This is a genomic window from Variovorax stachyos (assembly GCF_051400855.1).
Classification (GTDB): domain Bacteria; phylum Pseudomonadota; class Gammaproteobacteria; order Burkholderiales; family Burkholderiaceae_C; genus Variovorax.
The window spans coordinates 272,874-291,960 of sequence record NZ_JBLFFN010000004.1; the positions used below are offsets into that span (position 1 = coordinate 272,874).

Sequence of the window (19,087 nt, forward strand, 5' to 3'; positions counted from 1 at the left end):
TTTCTCTCTGTTTACTTCGTGGGGGCCTGAACCGGGAAGCGCGCCAGGTAGTAGGCGAGGGTGTCCAGGTCTTCGTTCGCGACGGGGCCTACCGCCTCCGCCATGGCCATCGTGTAGCCCACGCGCTTGCCGGCCTTGAACTCGCGCAACGTCATCTGCAGGTAGTCCTCGCGCTGCCCGCCAATGCGCGGCACCTGCTGGCCGCCGCTGAAATCGGCGCCGTGGCAGAACACGCACTTGTGTTGCTGCGCCAGGGCCTGGCCCTTCTTCATGCGCGCGGCATCGGGCGGTGTCGACGGTGCCGGCGCCGGCACCGGTGGCAACGTGGCGATGAAGTCGGAGAAGCCGCGCATGTCATCGTCCTTCATGCCCTTGGCCACTGCGCTCATCGCCTCGTTGGCGCGCCGGCCCTCGCGGAACAGGAACAACTGCGTGATTGCATAGAAGGAATGCTGCCCCGCCAGCACCGGCGTGTTCGGCATCTCGCTGCGGCCGTCGGCGCCGTGGCACGAGGCGCACAGCTGCGCGAAGCGCTGCGCGTACACGCCCGCGCCGCCCTGGGCCGGCGCAGCCTTGCTGCCCTGGGCGCCGGCCGGCGCCGCGAGCCCGAAGCACGCTGCCGCCGCCGTGATGAATGCGAATGCGCGTGCGCTCCTCATCATTTGCCGTAGCTGATGCGGTAGATCGCGCCCGCGTGGTCGTCGCTCACCAGCAGCGAGCCGTCCTTCATCACCAGGAAGTCGACCGGGCGGCCGAGGTACATGTTGTTCTCGACGAAGCCGGTCATGAAGGGCTCGACCCGCGCGCCGCCCTTGCCGTCGGGCCAGGCGACGGACACGTCGGCGTACTTGACGGTGCGGTTCCACGGGCCGTGGCGTGCGATGAACATGGCGCCCTGGTACTTGGCCGGGAACATCTTGCCGGTGTAGAACTTCAGCCCCAGCGAGCCGGCGTGCGGGCCGAGGAACGCTGCGGGCTTCTGGTAGTCGCTGCACGACTTGCCCCAGCCGAACTCCGGATCGGGGATGTTGCCCTGGTGGCAGTACGGATAGCCGAAGTGCTGGTTGGGCCCCGTGACGACGTTGAGCTCGTCGTTGGGAATCTCCTCGCTGAGCCAGTCGCGGCCGTTGTCGGTGAACCAGAGCCGGTCTGTCTTGGGGTCGAAGTCGAAGCCCACCGTGTTGCGCACCCCGCTGGCCACGGTCTCCATGCCGCTGCCATCGAGGTTCATGCGGTAGATCTTGGCGTACTCGCCCGGATCGCAGATGTTGCAGGGCGCGCCGATCGCGAAGTACAGCTTGTCCTTGTGGATGCGGATGAACTTCCAGCTGTGGTCCTCGCCGCCGGGCAGCTTGTCGTAGAGCACTGCCGGCTGGCCGGGGTTGTCGAGCTTGGAATCGATGTTGTCGTAGCGCAGGATCTGCTTGTGCGTGGCCAGGTAGAGGCTGCCCTTGTGGTACTCGATGCCGGTGGCCTTCTCCATCTTGTCGATGACGGTCTTGACCTCCCGCGTGTTGCCCTTCGGCGCGACCGCGTAGACCTTGTTGCCGACGAACAGCGTGCTGACGAACACCGTGTCGCCGGGCCCCTGCCGCAGGCTGCGCGCGTCGAGCACGCCCGAGGCCCAGGTCTCGACCTTGAAGCCCGGCGGCAGCTTGAACTTGGTGGTGGGCAGCTTGTCCGGCGCCGTCGGGATCGGAAAGGCCGGCACCGGCGCCATGCGCTGGGCAGCTTCGGTCTTCGGACGGCCCTTGGCCCACCCCGGCTCCTCGGCGGGTGGCTGTTGTGCCCACGCGGCCGTGGCGGCGCAGAGCAGGGCGGCGAAAGTGGCATGCAGGCGGAACTGGGGCATGGTTGTCTCCGTTTATTTGGAAGTTCCCGAGAGCGACGCGTGCAGGCTTGCGTGCCCATGCGGCGCCGGTTGGCAGTGTGCGAGCCCGGGCGTCAGGCATCAATAAAATATTCGTGCTATCCAATATGAATGCCATGCATATCGACGCCATCGACCTGAACCTGCTGCGCCTCTTCGACGCCGTCTACCGCGCGCGCAGCGTGAGCCGGGCGGCCGATGCGCTGGGCCTCACCCAGCCGGCTGCCAGCCATGGGCTGGGGCGCCTGCGGCTGTTGCTGAAGGACGCGCTCTTCACCCGCGCGCCGGGCGGCGTGGAGCCCACCCCGCGCGCCGAGCGGTTGGCGGCCGCGGTCCAGTCCGCGCTCGGCACGCTGGAGGAGGCGCTCAACGAGTCCGACCGCTTCGAGCCCGCTGCCTCGCGCAAGACCTTCCGCATCCACATGAGCGACATCGGCGAAAGCCGCTTCCTGCCCGCGCTGATGGCACGCCTGGGCGCGCTGGCGCCCGGCGTGCGGCTGGAGACCCTGCCGTTGGCGCCCGACGAGGTCGCTCCCGCGCTCGACAGCGGCCGTGTCGACTTCGCCTTCGGCTTCCTGCCCAAGGTGCGCGACACGCAGCGCATCCTGCTGCTGAAGGACCGCTATATCGTGCTGCTGCGCAAGGGCCACCCCTTCACGCGCGGTCGGCGCAGCGGCCAGGCGCTGCTGGAGTCGCTGCAGAAGCTGGAGTACGTGGCGGTGCGCACGCATGCGGAGACGCTGCGCATCCTTCAGCTGCTCAACCTGGAGGACCGGGTGCGCCTGACCACCGAGCACTTCATGGTGCTGCCGGCCATCGTGCGCGCCACCGACCTGGCGGTGGTGATGCCGCGCAACATCGCGCGCGGCTTTGCCGAGGAGGGCGGCTACACCATCGTCGAGCCGGCCTTCCCGTTGCGCGACTTCGCGGTCTCGCTGCACTGGAGCAAGCGCTTCGAGGCGGACCCGGCGAACAGCTGGCTGCGGGGCCTGATCGGGGAGCTGTTCTCGGAATAAGCAGTACCGACGTTCTATATCGCTTGTGTAGTCCCAAAGACTACCGCGCGGGATAACAATCGACGCTGTCTCATCGGCTGACAACCGGATTCAGTCATGCCAGCTGCCGGCAGGGAGTACGTCTTGCGGCTCAGGAAGATATCGTTCAGGTTGCTCCTGCTGTGCGTCGCCAGCCTGCTCGCGGCGCCACCGGCATGGGCGCAAACGGCCAGCATCGTCGGCATCGTCGAAGGCGGCGCCACGCTGATCCGGCAGACCACGCGCCATACGCTCGCCGAAGGCGTGGCCTTGCAGGAGCAGGACATCATCGAGACGGCGCCCGGCGCCTTCGTGCAGGTCGAGCTCCCCGGCCCCGTGCTCGTGGGCATCGGCGAATCGACGCGGCTCATGTTGCGGCCGCGCGTGGGCAAGGGGCTGGCGGCGCCGCCGCTGTACCTGCTCCAGGGCTGGGTCAAGACCAGCAGCAGCGGCGCCTTCAACTACACGAGCCCGGCCTTCGAGATCGCGGCGCAGGCCGCCAGCACGGTGGTCTACACGACCGGCACGCAGTACGAGGTGTTCGTCGAAAGCGGCACCGCCAGGCTGACCCTGCGCGACAGCCCCCCTTCGAGTTCGCAGCTGGCCGCCGGCGATTTCGCGCAGCGGCGCGAGGGCGCCACGCCTACGGTCGCGCGGCGCGCGCCGCCCGAGTTCCTTGCCAAGGTGCCGCGCCAGTTCCGTGACCGCCTGCCCGCGCGCGGCGAGCAGTTTGCCAAGCGCCCCGTCGCCCCCAAGCCCATCGGCGAGATCGCCTACGCCGACGTCGCCGCCTGGCTGCGCACCGAGCCGGCCTTGCGTCTCCCGCTGCTGCCGCTGTGGCGGCCACGCGCAGCGGCCGATCCGGCCTTCCGCGCGGCGGCCAAGGCCGAGCTGCCGCGGCACCCCGAGTGGGAGCCCTATGCAGACCCCGAAGGCTATGCGCGGCGCCTGGCCGAAGAAGCCGAGCGCCGCCGCGCCCGCGAGGCAGAGCGCCGTCGCGCCCGCGAAGCCGCCGCAGCTGCCGCAGCCGCCGCCGCGGCGGGTACCGGCGGCGGGACGGGTAAACCTTGATGAACCGTCACGCCTCCTGCTGCAACTCAGCGTCACTGACAGCCAGGACTGGAGAACCCCATGCGCCTTCTATTCAAGTTCAATCTGATCTTCCTGGTGGTATTCATCGCGGGAGTGCTCGGCGCCGGCAAGGTGTCCTATGACCTGCTGCAAAGCAATGCCAAGGAGGAAGTGCTCAACCATGCGCGCCTGACCATGGAAAAAGCGGCGGCGGTGCGCACCTACACCAACGACCAGATCCGCCCCCTGCTCGAGACGCAGATGAAGTACACCTTCCTGCCCCAGACGGTGCCGGCCTATTCCGCCACCGAAGTGCTCGCGACGCTGGCCAAGACCTTCCCCGACTACACCTACAAGGAAGCGACCCTGAATCCGACCAACCCGCGCGACCGGGCCGCCGACTGGGAAGCCGACATCGTGAATCGCTTCCGCACCCAGGCCGACAAGAAGGAGTTCGTCGGCGAGCGCGAATCGGGCACCGGGCGCTCGCTCTACATCGCCCGCCCGCTGCGCATCACGAACGCCGCCTGCCTGGCATGCCACAGCACCGTCGAGGCGGCGCCGCGCACGCTGATCGACAAGTACGGCCCGGCCAACGGCTTCGGCTGGCAGCTCAACGAAGTGATCGGTGCGCAGGTGGTGTCGGTGCCCATGGCGGTGCCGCTGGCGCGGGCCGAGCAGGCGTTCAAGGTGTTCATGGCCTCGCTCATCGGCATCTTCGTCGCGATCGGCATCGTGTTGAACGTGATGCTCTACCTGCTCGTCATCCGCCCGGTGACGGCACTGTCCAAGCTGGCCAACCGCGTCAGCCTGGGCGAGCTCGACGCCCCGGAATTCAAGACCCATGGCCATGACGAGATCGGGATGCTGGCGCAGGCGTTTGCGCGCATGCGCCACAGCCTCGATCACGCCATCAAGATGCTAGAGACCTGAGGTTCACCCCTGCGATGTCCGCGCCCGTCCCTTCCCATGTCGGCCCCTACCCGATCCGCGGCGTGGTGGGCTCGGGCGCGATGGGCATGGTGTACCTGGCGCACGACCCGGCCATCGATCGGCCCGTGGCCATCAAGACGATCCACCGCCGCCTGCTCGAATCGAGCGACGACGACCCGAGCGTGGTGGCGCGCTTCCGGGTGGAAGCCAAGGCGGCCGGGCGGCTGACGCACCGCAACATCGTTCCGGTCTACCAATTCGGCGAAGACACCGACCGCGCCTATATCGTCATGGAGTACGTCGCCGGGCGGAACCTGCGCGACTACATCCACGCGCCGCGCAAGCTCGAGGTGCCGCAGGTGCTGTGCCTGATGCTGCAGCTGCTCGACGGCCTGCACTATGCCCACGAGCGCGGCATCGTGCACCGCGACATCAAGCCGGCGAACCTGCTGGTTGCCGACGACGGGCGCCTCAAGATCACCGATTTCGGCATCGCGCGAACCGAATCGTCGAACCTGACGCGCGGCACTTCCGTCATCGGCTCGCCCGGCTACATCGCCCCCGAGCAATACACCAACAGCGACGTCGACCGGCGCGTCGACGTGTTCTCTGCGGGCGTGCTGCTCTACCAGATGCTGAGCGGGACGACGCCCTTCGTCGGCACGGACGAGGCGATCATGTACAAGATCGTCTACGAGCCGCACAGGCCGCTGAGCGAGGTGACGAACGACCCCGCGCTCGAGCCCTTCGACGCGGTGCTCGACCGGGCGCTGGCGAAGGACCCGGCGCAGCGTTATGCGACCGCCATGGCGATGCGAAGCGCACTGCAGGCGCTCGCCACCGAGACGGTGCCTGATGTGCTCCCGCCCGACATCGTGCTCGCACCCCGGCTCAAGGGCGTCGAGACAACGCCGGCGGCCGGGAAGGAACGCGACCCGACCGCGCCCTCCAGGCCGGGCGCGGCATCGGTGCCGCCGGCCATCGACGCTGCGACGACGCCCCTGACGCCCTCCAAGCCGCTGCCCGCCACCAGCCCGCCGTCGGTCCCCGTGCCCACCGGATGGGACAGCGCGGCCCTCGCCGAGATCGAGCGCGAGCTGGCCCAGCATGTCGGCCCGGTGGCGCGCGTGCTGGTGCGCCGCGCCGCGCGTGGGTTGACCTCGCTGGGGGCAGTGCGCCAGGCCGTCGCGGGTGCGATCGACGATTTCGAAGCGCGCGAGCGCTTCCTGGCCAAGGCCGGTGCGCCCCCCACCCGCACCGGTACCACGGTCCCGTCGGTGGGCACGCAGGTCCACCCCACGCAGGGCGGGGGCGAAGCGCCGATCGGCGTGCCGCTGCGCGAGGGCGACGTCGACAAGGCGGCCGCTGCGCTCCTGTCATCGCTGGGGCCGATCGCGCGCGTCGTCGCCAAGCGCTGCGCCGCCAGGTCGCAAACCCGCGAGCAGTTCGTCGCCCACGTCGTCGAGCAGCTCACGCCGGGCATGGATGCTCGCCGTGTGCAAGCCGACCTGTGGCGCGCGCTCGGCTGAACCGGAGACGCCGCCGTGATCGCGCTGCGTGTCACCCGCCGCCCCGGCGCCACCGAACCCGATGCGACGGCGCTTCCCATGCCGCCCGAGGGCCTCACCATCGGCCGCTCCGTCGATTGCGCGCTGGTGCTGGCCGACCCGCTGCGCCTGGTGTCGCGCCAGCACGCCCAAGTGATTGCGGTCGGCCAGGGCGCGCGCGTGCGCTGCATCAGCAGCACCGCGCCCTTGTGGGTGAACGGCATGCAGCTCGACCCGGGCGGCGAACGGGCCCTGCTGGTGGGCGACCGCTTGCGCATCGGCGGGTTCGAGCTCGCCGTCGAGCCCGCGGCGGCGACGGCCGTGCAGCGCTCGCGCCTGGATCGCTGGTTCGACCTGGAAGACGCGCCCGATCCGCTCGCGGCCGGATCCCCGTTGCCGGCCCTTGCAGCGGCGGCCGAGGAGGAGGAGGCAGGGGCACCCAGCGCGGTGGTGTCGTGGCAGACCAGCCGGCATGTCGTGCGCACCGGCACGCCGATGCTGCCCAGTGCGTCCTCGATGCCACTTGCACCGCCACCGCCACCGCCGTCTCAGGCCGCCGGCGCGGCAGCCGCTTCGACAGCGCCGGCGCCTCTTTCGGAAGCGCCGCCGCCGGCAGTCGCGAGGAGGGGCGATCGTCGTCCGGCGGACCTGCCTCCCGAACTGCACGAGCTCGCAGCTGCTTTCGGCCGCGGCGCCGGGTTGGGCGCCGACGTGGCGCCGCTCACGCCCGAATGGATGGAACACCTCGGCGCGTTGCTGCGGGCCACGGCCGAGGGCACGCTCGCGCTGCTGCAAAGCCGCGCCATCACGAAGCGCCAGATGCGCGCCGAGGGCACGCGCATCGCGCCGCGCCAGAACAACCCCCTGAAGTTCTCGCCGGATGCGACGGAAGCGCTGAGTCGAATGCTGCAGCGCGAGGCGAGCCCCGGCTTCCTCGACCCGGTGGCGGCATTGCACGACGCGCATCGCGACCTGCTGGTCCACCAGGTTGCGATGGTGGCCGGCATGCGCGCGGCGGTGTTCGAACTCTTCTCCCGGCTCGGTCCCGAGGCCGCCGAGAACGGCGAGGGCCCGGCGCACGGCATTTCAAGAATTCCCTTGTTCCGCGCCGCAGCCCTCTGGCACCGCCACCGCATGCAGCATGCCCAGTTGCTCGAGCACCTGGACGACGACTTCCAGACCATCTTCGGACGCGAATTCCTGCGCGCCTACGAGGCCCAATCGCGCCTGAACCCCGACGCCGGCCCTGACGCCGGCCGCGACACCGGTCGCGACCCGGGCCCCACATCGCCGGAGGCGCCATGGCCGGGCGCGCGTTGACCGTCTCGCTCGCCGCGCTGTCGCAGACCGGGCAGCGCGAGTGCAACGAGGATGCCTTCGGCTATTGGGAAGGCTCGGGTTCCCTGGTCGCCGTCTTGTGCGACGGCGCAGGCGGCCATGGCGGCGGCCAGACGGCATCGCGCGCCGCGGTGACGCATGTGCTGGAGGCCTTCGCGCTGCACCCCGAGGTCAGCGTGAACGCGCTGCAGTGGCTGGTGCAGGGCGCTAACGGCGCCGTCGTCGCGCAGCAGGTCGCCGGCACCCTGACGGCCGACATGCGCACCACCATCGTGGTGCTGCTGCTCGATCTCCAGAGCGGCGCGGCGCTCTGGGCGCATGCCGGCGACTCGCGCTTGTACCGCTGGCGCGACGCCCGCTTGCTCGGGCGCACGCGCGACCAGAGCCTCGAGCAGCGCCTGCGCGACGCCGGCCTGAGCGCGGCGGGCGCCGCATCGGGGCAGTTGACATCGGCGCTGGGCTCGCCCGAAGGCTTCGACTTCGAGACCCTGGAAGCTCCGCAGGTGCTCGCTTCAGGCGATGCGCTGCTGCTGTGCACCGATGGTCTCTGGTCGGCTTTCGACGATCTCGCGATGGCGCGCAGCCTCGCCGGCTGCAGTGGTGTCCAAGCCTGGCTCGATCGTCTTGAAGCGGGTGTGCAGCAAGCCGGGCGCAGCGATCAGGACAACTATTCGGCGCTCGCGGTGTGGTGCGCGGCGGGTTGAATCGTCCGGGGGGCTCTGTCCAGATCACACGGCTTCCGCGCCTGCTTGGCGATCGTGCCCATTCAGATATTGGAGCCATGGCGCCTGCGCAGCGCGCTGAGGATCGCCGAGTCCATCAGCGAGCGCCTCGCGCGGCTCGTTGCGACATGCACGAGGCGGTCTCGCCAGATTCGCGCGACAAAAAGCGAGTATGTGTTTGCGAGACTGCCCGAATGACGTCGCTCCGCTCCCGATCACCGACACGGCCTACGACGACCTGGACCGTCCCTTCCAGACCACCCAGCATCTGGCTGCCGGCGAAGGCGGCAACCGCGTCACCGAGACGGTCTACAACGCCGATGACAGCGTGCAGGCCGTCAACAAGGCCGTGGGCACGGCACTCGCCCAGGCCTATGCCAGCTACACCTACACGCCCAACGGCAATGTCGATTCGGTCAAGGACGCCAAGAACAACCTCACCGTCCACACCTACGACGGCTTCGATCGGCTCGCCAGGACGTATTACCCGCTGCCGGCCACGCCGCTGTACGCCAACGCGAACGACTACGAGGAGAACGGCTACGACGCCAACGGCAACGTCACGAGTCTGCGAAGGCGCAACGGCCAGACCATCACGCAGAGCTGGGACAACCTCAACCGGCTGAGCACGCGCAGCTATCCGAACACCGCCGACAACGTCCAGTTCGGCTATGACCTGCGAGGGCTGCGCACCTCGGCCCAGTTCGCCAACGGCACGCACGCCATCAGCTACGCCTGGGACAACGCAGGGCGTTTGATGAGCACCACTGCGGGCGGCAAGACCCTCAGCCACCAGTACGACGCCGCGGGCAACCGCATCCGCACCACCTGGCCCGACGCGTTCTACACGACCACCAGCTACGACGCGGCCAACCGGCCGAGCGCGATCCAGGAGAACGGCAGCGTCAACCTGGCCAGCTACGCCTACGACGACCTCAGCCGGCGCACCACCGTGACGCTGGGCAACGGCACCACCGTGCAGCGTGCCTACGACAGGCGGGGGGCACTGGCCACGCTGAAGAACTTCCTCGCCTCGCCGTCGCAGGAGGTGCAGTACGCGTACACGCGCAACCAGATCCGCGAGCTCAAGAGCGTGAGCTGGACGAACAACCTGTACCAGTGGAGCGGGGCCACGCCGGGCACCAAGAGCTACACCAGCAATGGGCTGAACCAGTACACCGCGGCTGCGGGAGCAGCGCAGAGCTACGACGCCAACGGCAACCTCACGGGCGATGGCACCTGGAGCTACGGCTACGACCTGGACAACCGGCTGAAGACGGCGAGCAAGACGGGCACTGCGGCGACCTTGAGCTATGACGCCGAGGGGAGGCTCAGGCAAACAGCCATCGGAACAACCACGACGAACCTGCTGTACGACGTCACGAACCTGATTGCCGAGTACGACGCCGCGGGCACGACGCTGCAAAGGCGCTATGTGCACGGACCCGGCACCGATGAACCCATCGTCTGGTACGAGGGATCAGGCACCACCGCCAAGAACTGGTTCTACGCGGACCACCTGGGCAGCATCGTGGCCACGGCCAATGCGACAGGCGCGAGCACCGGCATCTACAGCTATGGACCCTACGGCGAGCCGAACACCATGACAGGCGCGAGGTTCAGGTACACCGGCCAGCAGCTCATCGGCGATCTGGGGCTGTACCACTACAAGGCGCGCTTCTACTCGCCGAGCGTGGGCCGGTTCCTGCAGACGGATCCGATTGGCTACAAGGACGACGTCAACCTGTATGCCTACGTGGGCAACAACCCGGCGAACCGGACGGACCCTTCCGGGATGATCGCAAGCCAGACGGCGGCCCTGGCTGCTGGTGTGGGAGGAACCACGTCATCGAACATGCTGGCGGGCGACATCAGCTGGATCGATGGAGGCCGTCCGGCAGTGAATTCGGGAGGCGCTTCATACCAAGTAGCTGCAACGACGCCCCTGGAAATGCTCAATGCCAGGAGAAACAGCCTACTTGAAGGCGGCGGGGGCGGCAATGGAGGCGCAGGGGGAGCCGGTGGTCCAACGTACAGTACCGGAGGAGCAGGAACGAATTACATCGTCACACCCGGCGGAACTGTGTTTCCTGTACCGCGCGGGTCTGTCGGACCCACGCCAAGCACGAATTCGGCGGGACTTCAGACCGGGTCAGCATTCACCGGCGGAGCGGGAGGCGCAAATGGGCAGGTATCTACCATGCGAATAATGGATGCCACCCGAGCAGGGGGAGGAAACCCGGGAAATCCCACTGGATACATAAAATATAAAAACTCCGCCAGACAACCGGTGAATCCATACACCGGTCGCACCATTCCAAACGCTGAAGCGCACCACCCAATCGACAGGTGAAAAATGACAGATATTTCTAGACCGTTGAAAAGGCTTCTTGGAAGAAAAATAGAAAAAATTGACCATGCAGTCGATTACTTAAATGCAAAATTCGCAGGCGGAGGTGATTTGACAATATACAACTCGGTCACCATTATTCAGCCTAAAGATGCTAATTTTGAGGTTATTGAAAATTGCAGAATCATCAAGATCGTGGAAGACCCACAGTCTGTAGAGTTTCACTTTGATAATGGATCAATACTGGGCGTGAGTTTGATATTCGATCCGTCGGTCGGCGTCGAATCAATGCAATTGGTAATGCCGGGAGAGCCAATTGTGGTGTGGAATTAGTCAGAAAAATCGGCATTTTGACTATGTTGATACGTTCTTTTGCGGATGCAAAGTGGAATCTAAGTGTTGTTACGAGACTACATACGTACGACTGCGAGAGGCTTGAGATTCTCTCGCCCGCTATAGGCAGGCCGATCGCGAATGCGGCGGCTTTTGCGGAGGTCACTGCTCGAATCGAGAGGGTCTTTTCTAGCGCGGAATACTGGATGCTCTCCGGGCATGAAGTTCCACAGCCGAAGACCAGAATTGTCAGCTATCGCAAGTTTTGGAGATCGGTGAACATGAATCTGCCGGGCTCTTCAGATGATCTGGCAGAGTGGTGCATCTCAGGGGCAGAAGGTCCCAGATATTTCGTTGTGGCCAAATTGTCTGTGCTCAAAAAGGAAGATTTGTTTTGTTTGTTAAACAACTTCCGGACAAGTTGGCTGGTAGCATTGAATGGTATGCATGTCGCGTCAGATTTGGTGGGAGATATACATGTCGGTTGGGAGAGCTTTCACGCTCAGGTCCCCGATATTCTGCTGAAATTTGCCCAAGACCATGACGCGGTCTTAATTCGAAATTTTGAGAAAACGATGCTTTGGAAAATGGCGTGCTGGCAATAGCAAGAGCGACAACAAACCAACGCCTGCTCCAGGGTGGAGATTAAATTTCAACGACATTACGGGCTCTTGGTGCCAGCTTTCGACGCATCGCTGTTGGAACAATCCGTCAGCGGTGCCATGCCAACCGAAGAGTTTTAGCAAGCTGATTGACTCGGCCCAAGTGCGAGAGGCGTTCACGGCTGATTGAGTGACTGTGCAAACCTGCGATGCACTTTTCTCTCTGTTATCTGGCGGAATCAGCCTGAATATCCAGCAGCTGCAGCACCACCTCCGGTTCCGGCGGCCAGCACGCCGTCCGCGGAATTCCATCATGCGCAGCAGCAAGCGGCCACCACAAGCTGGCCGGCTGCGGCGGCCACGCTTCGGCGGCCTGGAATTCCTCCGTGGCGCGCGGCGGCAGGGCGGCGATTGCCGCCTCGAGCGCTTCGGGCCCTTCAGTTGCCGCGCCCAGCAAAGACGCGAGCCGCGCGGCGCTCTCAGCCGGCGACGCCGGCTCGGTCAACCGTTCCGCCAACGTCAACGGAAACGCACGTCCCACACGATCGTGCGAAGGCACGACGATCCCGCACCAGATCTCGCCGGGCGCCGGCAGCGCCAAGTAGCGCCACGGCGCAAAGGTGCCAAGCCGTTCGCGCAGCGCCGCGCCGTCCAGCCTCGTGGCGGCGAGGGCCAGGCCTCGCTGCAGCCAGCCGTCCCACTCGCTGCGCCAGCGCGCCGGCAGGCCGCGGCCGACGAAGTCTCCGCGGGTGGGCAGCTTGCCGTACCAGCACACGCGACGCGACGGCTGCTTCACCATGTGGCGTGCGGGCAGCGAAACCGTGCCAGCTCCCGGAGGGTCCAGATGTCGGCCTCGGGTGCGCCGGATGCGCTCGCCTCGACGTCGAGGGTGCGACTCTCGACGGCCAGGGCCAGGTGCGCCGGAGCACCTGGCCCGCCCTTCCAGTCGCTGCGCAACAGCACCCGCAGCCAGGCGAAGGCGCCTTCATGGACTTCGGCGCCGACGCCGGTGGGGCCCGGCGGCAGGATGCGCATCAGCACTTTCTGGGTCGAAGCCGGTCCCGGCCAGACCAGCTCTTTCGCGCGCGGCGGGCCGTTCTCGAAGCGCAGCAGCTGACCATCGACATCGACGCTGAACTGCAGCAGCTCGGCATCCATCCGCTGCGGCGTGAGGCGCAGCTTGAGTTCGGGCATCGGCACCCCGCCGGGGAAGAACAGCGCGCCGATCGCCGCCGCCCGCTCGAAGGCGTCCGGCATGCCTGCATCGCCCGGTGCGCTGCGGGCCTTCCATGGCCGGCTCGACGTATCGACGCGTTCGCTCAACTGGTTGCGCCGGAACTCGTCGAACAGGCCGCCGGGTCCGAACAGGCGTGCGAAGTCGGACGGCGCCATGTCGCGCAGCGTTATGGCGCCGAAGGGGAAGCGCTCGCGCGTCAATGCGCTGCAGGTCTGCGCGAGTTCGGCCAGCGCGGCGTCGAAGCCGCGCTTGGCGCCACCGTGCGATCGCATCAAGATTCCGAGCCCGCCGTAGACCTTGCGCAGCGCGGGCGGCGCACGGGCGGCCTCGGCGCGCAAGGTTGCGTCGAGCTCGGCGTTGGCGGCTTCGTCGCGCCTGGCCGCGGCCAGGGCCTGAAGACGGTCGAGGGCTTGCGGCCCAGCTCCCGCGGCGTAGTCACCGAGTGCGCCGAAGCGTGCCCGCAGCGTGCCATCGAAGGCACCCTCGGCCGCGCTGGCGCCCTGGGGCGTCGCGCTGAACTCGTCGGCCAGCCGTGTCAGGAGGCGGCGCAGCGGCGAATCGGGCGCGGTGAGGGCCAAGGCCTGGCGCGAGGCGCTTTCCGCATCGCTGCCGGGCGCCAGCGCGAGCGCATCGAGCTGGCGCGACCAGGCCGCGATCACGCGCTGGGCGTGGCGCTTGCCGACCTGCGTGGCGATTTCGTCGCGCCAGGCGCGGTCTTTCTGGAGGCGCCGTACTTCGCCGCCGGTGTCGCCGAGCACCCAGTCGGCCTCGTTCGCGAGCTCGTCGAGCGTTGTATCGAGCGCCGGCATCAGATTGCGCCGCCAGTCGCTGGCGCTCGAATGTTCCGGCATCGGCCCGGCGTTGGACGCAGCGAACACCAGGGCGCCGGCCGCGCCGAGGCGCGTGGGCAGGTCCTGCGGCGGCTCGGGGTCGGCAACGCGCCGCAGCAGGCGCTCGTGCACGCGCTGCGCCAGCGGCAATGCGGCGAGCGCGCTGCGCGCCGCGCGCACCCCGGCCTCGTCGGAGCGCATCGCTTCGGGCAGCCCGCTGCGTTCGAGCAGGGTCCCGACATGGCGCGCCCATTCCGCGCGTTCCGCAGCGCCGCCCGCATGGGCCAGCGTCTGCTCGGCCCAGGGCCTCAACTCTCCGCGGACCAGCCGCGCCGGGTTGGCGAGCATCAATGAAGCGCGCAAGGCCTCGTAGCGCGTCGCGCTGTCCTCGGCCTCGCGCAGGTCGCGGCGCAAGCGCTCGATGAGCAGCGGCGCCAGGCTGCGATCGAGCATCTCGCGGTACGCCTGTTCCGCCGAGCGCGCCAGCCGCGGCCCCTGGAACAGCCCGAATCCGAAGCCCGCGGGTGCGACGTTCGGATCGATGCCGTCGTTCGCGGCCAGGCGCTCGAGCAGCGAATAGAGCGGCAGCACCTGCTCGAGGCTGGCCGATTCCAGCGAGCCGATGCGCTGGGTCAACTGCTCGACGCGCGTGCGCACGCTGTCGACATAGTCGAGGTTGCGCCGGTAGCTCTGCCACCACAGGGCCGAGGCGGCGAGCAGCGCGGCGCCCGCAAACCCCGCCCCGAAGATGGCGGCGCGCCGGCGCCAACGCATGCGCTGCAGCCGCTGGCCTGCCAGCGGCGCTTCGGCGATCACCAGTCGCTTCAGCAGCGCAGTCAGGAAGAAGGACTTGCCGCCGGCATCGGGCCGCACCAGCGGCTTCAGCGCCAGGCCGTGGCTGCGTGCAAGTTCGCCGATGACCCGGTCGATCGGGTTGCCCTCCTGCGTGCCGCTCGTCAGCGCGATTGCGCGCAGGCGCTGCGCCGGTTCGGCGGCAATGCCGGCGAAGGCCTTGCGCACGAATCTTTCGAGAGGTGCGAGCAGGGCATCGAACTGTGCCGCGAAGGCGTAGATCGGCAGCCGTCGCTGTGGCGTGTGCTCCTGCTGCAGCAGCTCGCGGCTGCGCCGCGCCAGGCGCTGCCCGAGGTCCGACAGGCGCGGCCCGAGATCGGCCGGGATGCCTGCTACGTCGGCGTCGAACACCAGGCCCCAGAGCTGCTCGCGTTGCGCGGCGTCGAGGTCGCCGAAGGTTTCGACGAAGCCCGCCAGCAGGTCGGCCTTGGTCACCAGCAGGTAGACCGGAAAGGCGAGGTCGAGCTCGCGGCGCAGTTCGTCCAGCCGCGCCGCGACCGCTTGCGCCTGGCGCGCGAGTTCCGCGCCGCCGTGCAGCAGGTCGGGCACGCTGACGCTGACGATCACGCCGTTGATCGGCTGCACCGGCCGGTGGCGGCGCAGCAGCGCGAGGAACTCCTGCCATTCGCGGGCGTCGGCCGCGGCGTCGCTGTCCTGGGTGGTGTAGCGTCCTGCCGTGTCGATGAACACGGCGTCCTGGCTGAACCACCAGTCGCATTGACGCGTGCCGCCGGTCCCCGCGAGCGGGTCGCGCCCGAGCTGTTCGGCGAGCGGAAAGCGCAGGCCCGAATGCAGCAGCGCCGTGGTCTTGCCGCCCCCGGGCGCGCCGATGATCAGGTACCAGGGCATCTGCTGCACCTGCCGCCGCCCTTGCCACCAGCGCCGGCGGCCCTTCGCCTCGATGCCCTGGCGCAGCATCGCGAGGGCCTGCCGGAACCGCTGGCTCAGCTCGGGCCCGGCGTCGCCGGCTTCGAGGCCCTTCAGCAGGCGCTCGTTGCGCCGCCGGGCCAGCAGCAGACGCAATGCGCGTACCCCGAGGAGCAGGAGCGCGGCCAGCGCCAGCAAGCCGATGCGCGCGCGCACGTCGTCGAAGGGATGCCAGGTGCCGAAGGCGAGCAGCGGTGCCGCGAACCACAGCAGGACGCCTGCCGCTCCGAGGTTCACGGCGCCTTGCGCGAAGCGGGTCGACGGCTTCATTCCGGGAACAGGACGATCTCGACTCGGCGCGGTGGCTTGCCGCCCGAGGCGTCGACGCGGGCTTCGACCGCCAGCCGCGCATCGCCGAGTTGGGGCCGCAACACATCGGCGGCGCTGCGAGCCCATTCCATCGCCTGGTGCCAGGCCGAGGGCGTGCGCGCCGTGGGCGGATCGCTGCCATCGGTGTAGCCGACGACGACGACCTTGCCCGGCAGCTTCGCCAGCACGGCGCCGAGGCGCGTCAAGGGGCCGGTGGCGTCGCCCAGTGCATCGGCACCGAGCACGGCCACGCTGCGCAGCGCCTCGTCGCGCACCGACAGGCGGCCGGCCGCGATGTCGTCGCGCAGCTTCGAGGCCAGCCGTGGCGGCACTTCCGGCGCGGCCGCCGCGGGCGCCGCCGTGGCGCTGCTGGGCGGGACGATTTTCTGCAAGGACGCCAGCACGCCGTCGACGCGCGCCGCAAGCTGCAGCTGGCTGGCGCTGTAGATGCCCAGGGCCAGCACGCCCAGCAACAGGACCGCCGGCAACGCGACGCGGGGCGCTCGGGGCGGGCTGGCGGCTGCCGCCGCGCATTGCCAAGGAGCCACCAGCGCCGGCACCGGCGCCACCTGCTGCAGCGCAAGGTGCACGCGCGAGCGCAAGGCTTCGTGGTCGCGGTTGCCGAGCACGCTGCGCCCGCGCAGCCCGAGACTGAGGCAGGTATGGAAGAGCTCGAGCAGCGCGCGGTGCTCGCGTGGCTTCTCCGCCAGGCGCGCCAGCAGGCGCAGCAGCTTGTCGCCGGCCTGGGCCTCGCCGTGAAAGCAGCGCAGCAGCCCGGCGCCTTCGCCGCCCCACGGCGCCGCGTCGAACTGCTCGTCGCCCCAGGCGCACAGCACGTAGCTCGCGGCCGCGATGTCGGGCTCGGCGATGCCCGCTGCGCGCGCATCCGCTTCGAAGCGGTTCACCGCTTCGGCCAGCGTGCGGCGCAGCGCGGCCGGGTCGGCGGGCGTCGCATCCCGCAGGCCGGCCATCAATGCGACCAGCGGCAGCGCATGGGCGCGAAGCGCCCGCGCAGTGGCCGGCTCGTCGGCGCCCTCCGGCTGGGCGCAGACCGGCGGCGCGGAGGCGGCGACCGGCCGTTTCACTTGGCCCACCCCAGCTGCAGCTGGCGCGCCTGCGCGTCGACACGCACGCGTGCCAGCGTCCCGACAGGCAAGGGCAGGGTGGCACGCCACTGCGAGCGCTCGATCTCCCGGAACGCGCCGAAAACGGCGAGGGCACGCGCATCGCCGCTCAGCTCCAGGGCCAGCTCGCGCGCTTCGCCGGGGCGCAGGTGCAGGCTTTCGCGCACGAGCACGTTCGAGCCGAGGGTCGCCTCGTCGTCGTCGTAGAGGCTGTCGAAGCTCGCCTTCTCAAATCCGCTCGCATCGCGCAGCACATAGACCCGCAGCGCCAGCGAGGCCGATGCGTTGCGCGCATCGGTGTTCAAACTGCGCTGCGCCTGCACGAGCAGCTGCAGATGGCGCTTGGGGCTGGCCAGTGTCGGCGCCGCGCCGGGGTTGAACATGAAGTTCACGACCATCGAGGTGTTGACCCAGGGGATCTGGCGCTGGCCGGTGTCGCGCAGCACCTTGACGCGGACCGCCTTCATCATTTCCTCGACTTCGACGCCGACCGAACGCAGCTCGGTGGCAAGGTGCCTGGTGTAGACGCTGTTGCCGCCGACCGGGCCGTCTTCCGCCACGCCGCCTGGGGCTGCGGAGAAAGCGATGAGGGCACCCGGCGCCGCCATCTCGGCCAGGCCGTTGGCGTTGCGCGATCGCCCGCGCGCGGCAAAGGGGTCGTTGCGGCAGGCGTCGATGATGAAGATGCGCGCGCGCGGACGGACCCGGTCGACGTGCGCGAGCAGCGCTTCCTGCAGGTCGATCGCCTCGTCGCGCACTTCGGCCTCGTCGCGCAGCGCGATGTCGACCGGCAGCAGGTAGTTGCGCCCGCCGATCTGCACGCCGTGGCCGGCGTAGTAGAAGACCGATGCAACCTGGTCGTCGTCCATGCGGCGCGCGAACTCCCGCAGCACGCGCTTGAAGTCGCGGGCCTTGAGGTTGAGGTGCTCGCCGACTTCGAAGTCGAGGGAGCGCAGGGTCTGGGCGACGAGGCGGGCGTCGTGCTCGGGGTTGTTCAGCGGGATCTCGGGGTAGCGGCCGTTGCCGATGACGAGTGCGATGCGGCGCTGTCTGGAGACTTCGACCTTGGGCTGGGGCTGGGCTAGGGGTGTCGGGGTCCACAGCGCCGGGCTCAAGGCGATGCAGGCGAGGAGGGGGCGGCGGCGCACTCCGATGGGGTCGAGGACCTTGGGGAGGCTCATGGTCTTGCTCCCTTCCCCTCTCTGGCTCCCTCCCCCTCCGGGGGAGGGTTGGGGTGGGGGCACGCTGCTATCGATTCGTACGTTGCTGTTGTGTTGAGCCCGGGGCCGGGAATTCGCCCCGGCGGGCGAGTCACTTTCTTTGTCTCGCCAAAGAAAGTAACCAAAGAAAGGCGACCCCACTGCGCGCGACCCTCCGCTTCGCTGCGGGCAACCTGCGGTGCTCGCTTTTCGCGGGGTCCGCGCAAACTCGCCTTCGGCTCAAACACGCGCGGCCCTTTATCCGCGAAAAGCTGCGCTCCTCGGCACGCGCAGAGGGGACTTGGAGTCCAACGCGCCGTGGCGCGTCCTTGTATGGTGTGCAGGTTGGCATGAGCTCCGGGTCTTCGCTCACATTGGCTCTCGCGCACACGCTCACGCTCGTGCTGGTGCTGGTGCTGGTGCTCGCAGCCATGCTCATGCTCATGTCCGAGCGCACACGCATGCACCTGTTCCAGGCCTCGCGCAGCGAGGCCGCTGTTGGCCGAGCGAAGCAATGGCCCGACCGGTCCCCAATCCCCTCTGCGCGTGCCGAGGAGCGCAGCTTCAGGCGGATTAAGGGCCGCGCGTGTTTGAGCGAAGCGAGTTTGCGCGGACCCCGCCTGAAGCGAGCACCGCAGGTTGCCCGTAGCGAAGCGAAGGGACACGCGCAGTGGGGTCGCCTTTCTTTGGTTACTTTCTTTGGCGAGACAAAGAAAGTAACTCGCCCGCCGGGGCGAATTCCCGGCTCCGCACTCAACACACCAGCAACGTACGAACAGAACGCCCGGTGCCCCCACCCCATCCCTCCC

General features: G+C 68.3%; 15 protein-coding genes. 9 read left to right on the forward strand and 6 right to left on the reverse strand.

Translation table 11 applies throughout. From position 1 onward, the window contains the following. Positions 1-11: 11 nt before the first annotated feature. Together ACMGEZ_RS09445 and ACMGEZ_RS09450 are read right to left on the reverse strand one after the other, a co-directional pair. Positions 12-659 (reverse strand): c-type cytochrome, encoded by a 648-nt coding sequence (locus tag ACMGEZ_RS09445; RefSeq protein ID WP_436822005.1) that lies wholly within the window; start codon positions 657-659, stop codon positions 12-14. Next, a complete protein-coding gene (locus ACMGEZ_RS09450) occupies positions 659-1,852 on the reverse strand; it encodes a PQQ-dependent sugar dehydrogenase (RefSeq protein ID WP_436822006.1) in 1,194 nt (397 codons plus the stop codon). Before ACMGEZ_RS09450 ends, ACMGEZ_RS09445 begins: the two co-directional genes overlap by 1 nt. A 125-nt stretch (positions 1,853-1,977) precedes the next feature. Between ACMGEZ_RS09450 and ACMGEZ_RS09455 the strand changes: the two genes are divergently transcribed. From ACMGEZ_RS09455 to ACMGEZ_RS09495, 9 genes are all read left to right on the forward strand, one after another. Beyond that, positions 1,978-2,886 carry a LysR family transcriptional regulator gene (locus ACMGEZ_RS09455; protein WP_436822007.1) on the forward strand — a complete coding sequence of 303 codons (909 nt, stop codon included), beginning with the start codon at positions 1,978-1,980 and terminating at the stop codon, positions 2,884-2,886. 96 nt (positions 2,887-2,982) lie between these two features. Further along, complete coding sequence (locus tag ACMGEZ_RS09460; protein WP_436822008.1) at positions 2,983-3,975, forward strand: FecR family protein; 993 nt, start codon at positions 2,983-2,985, stop codon at positions 3,973-3,975. A 60-nt stretch (positions 3,976-4,035) separates the two neighbouring features. Next, entirely contained in the window at positions 4,036-4,908 is an 873-nt protein-coding gene (locus ACMGEZ_RS09465) for a Tll0287-like domain-containing protein (RefSeq protein ID WP_436822009.1), read from the forward strand. Positions 4,909-4,922: 14 nt separating this feature from the next. After that, on the forward strand, positions 4,923-6,437 hold the full coding sequence (locus ACMGEZ_RS09470; RefSeq protein WP_436822010.1) for a serine/threonine-protein kinase: 1,515 nt from the start codon (positions 4,923-4,925) through the stop codon (positions 6,435-6,437). Between the two features lie 15 nt (positions 6,438-6,452). Further along, positions 6,453-7,775: a type VI secretion system-associated FHA domain protein TagH gene (tagH, locus tag ACMGEZ_RS09475; RefSeq protein ID WP_436822011.1), complete on the forward strand. Its 1,323-nt coding sequence runs from the start codon at positions 6,453-6,455 to the stop codon at positions 7,773-7,775. Continuing rightward, positions 7,757-8,497, forward strand: coding sequence for a PP2C family protein-serine/threonine phosphatase (locus ACMGEZ_RS09480; protein WP_436822012.1), 741 nt, complete (start codon positions 7,757-7,759; stop codon positions 8,495-8,497). The genes tagH and ACMGEZ_RS09480 overlap by 19 nt, the downstream gene beginning before the upstream one ends. Positions 8,498-8,687: 190 nt before the next feature. Continuing rightward, entirely contained in the window at positions 8,688-10,868 is a 2,181-nt protein-coding gene (locus tag ACMGEZ_RS09485) for an RHS repeat-associated core domain-containing protein (RefSeq protein WP_436822013.1), read from the forward strand. A 3-nt stretch (positions 10,869-10,871) separates the two neighbouring features. Continuing rightward, positions 10,872-11,198 carry a hypothetical protein gene (locus ACMGEZ_RS09490; protein WP_436822014.1) on the forward strand — a complete coding sequence of 109 codons (327 nt, stop codon included), beginning with the start codon at positions 10,872-10,874 and terminating at the stop codon, positions 11,196-11,198. Between the two features lie 281 nt (positions 11,199-11,479). Further along, complete coding sequence (locus tag ACMGEZ_RS09495) at positions 11,480-11,803, forward strand: hypothetical protein (protein ID WP_436822015.1); 324 nt, start codon at positions 11,480-11,482, stop codon at positions 11,801-11,803. Between the two features lie 223 nt (positions 11,804-12,026). Here ACMGEZ_RS09495 and tagF read toward each other — a convergent pair whose 3' ends face one another. The 4 genes from tagF to tssJ are packed head-to-tail and all read right to left on the reverse strand — an operon-like array spanning position 12,027 to position 18,260. Then, positions 12,027-12,599, reverse strand: coding sequence for a type VI secretion system-associated protein TagF (gene tagF, locus ACMGEZ_RS09500; RefSeq protein WP_436822016.1), 573 nt, complete (start codon positions 12,597-12,599; stop codon positions 12,027-12,029). After that, positions 12,593-15,916 carry a type VI secretion system membrane subunit TssM gene (gene tssM, locus ACMGEZ_RS09505; protein WP_436822017.1) on the reverse strand — a complete coding sequence of 1,108 codons (3,324 nt, stop codon included), beginning with the start codon at positions 15,914-15,916 and terminating at the stop codon, positions 12,593-12,595. Before tssM ends, tagF begins: the two co-directional genes overlap by 7 nt. Further along, positions 15,913-17,040, reverse strand: coding sequence for a DotU/TssL family secretion system protein (locus ACMGEZ_RS09510; RefSeq protein ID WP_436822018.1), 1,128 nt, complete (start codon positions 17,038-17,040; stop codon positions 15,913-15,915). Before ACMGEZ_RS09510 ends, tssM begins: the two co-directional genes overlap by 4 nt. Continuing rightward, positions 17,037-18,260 carry a type VI secretion system lipoprotein TssJ gene (gene tssJ / locus ACMGEZ_RS09515; RefSeq protein WP_436822019.1) on the reverse strand — a complete coding sequence of 408 codons (1,224 nt, stop codon included), beginning with the start codon at positions 18,258-18,260 and terminating at the stop codon, positions 17,037-17,039. Before tssJ ends, ACMGEZ_RS09510 begins: the two co-directional genes overlap by 4 nt. Between the last annotated feature and the right edge of the window lie 827 nt (positions 18,261-19,087).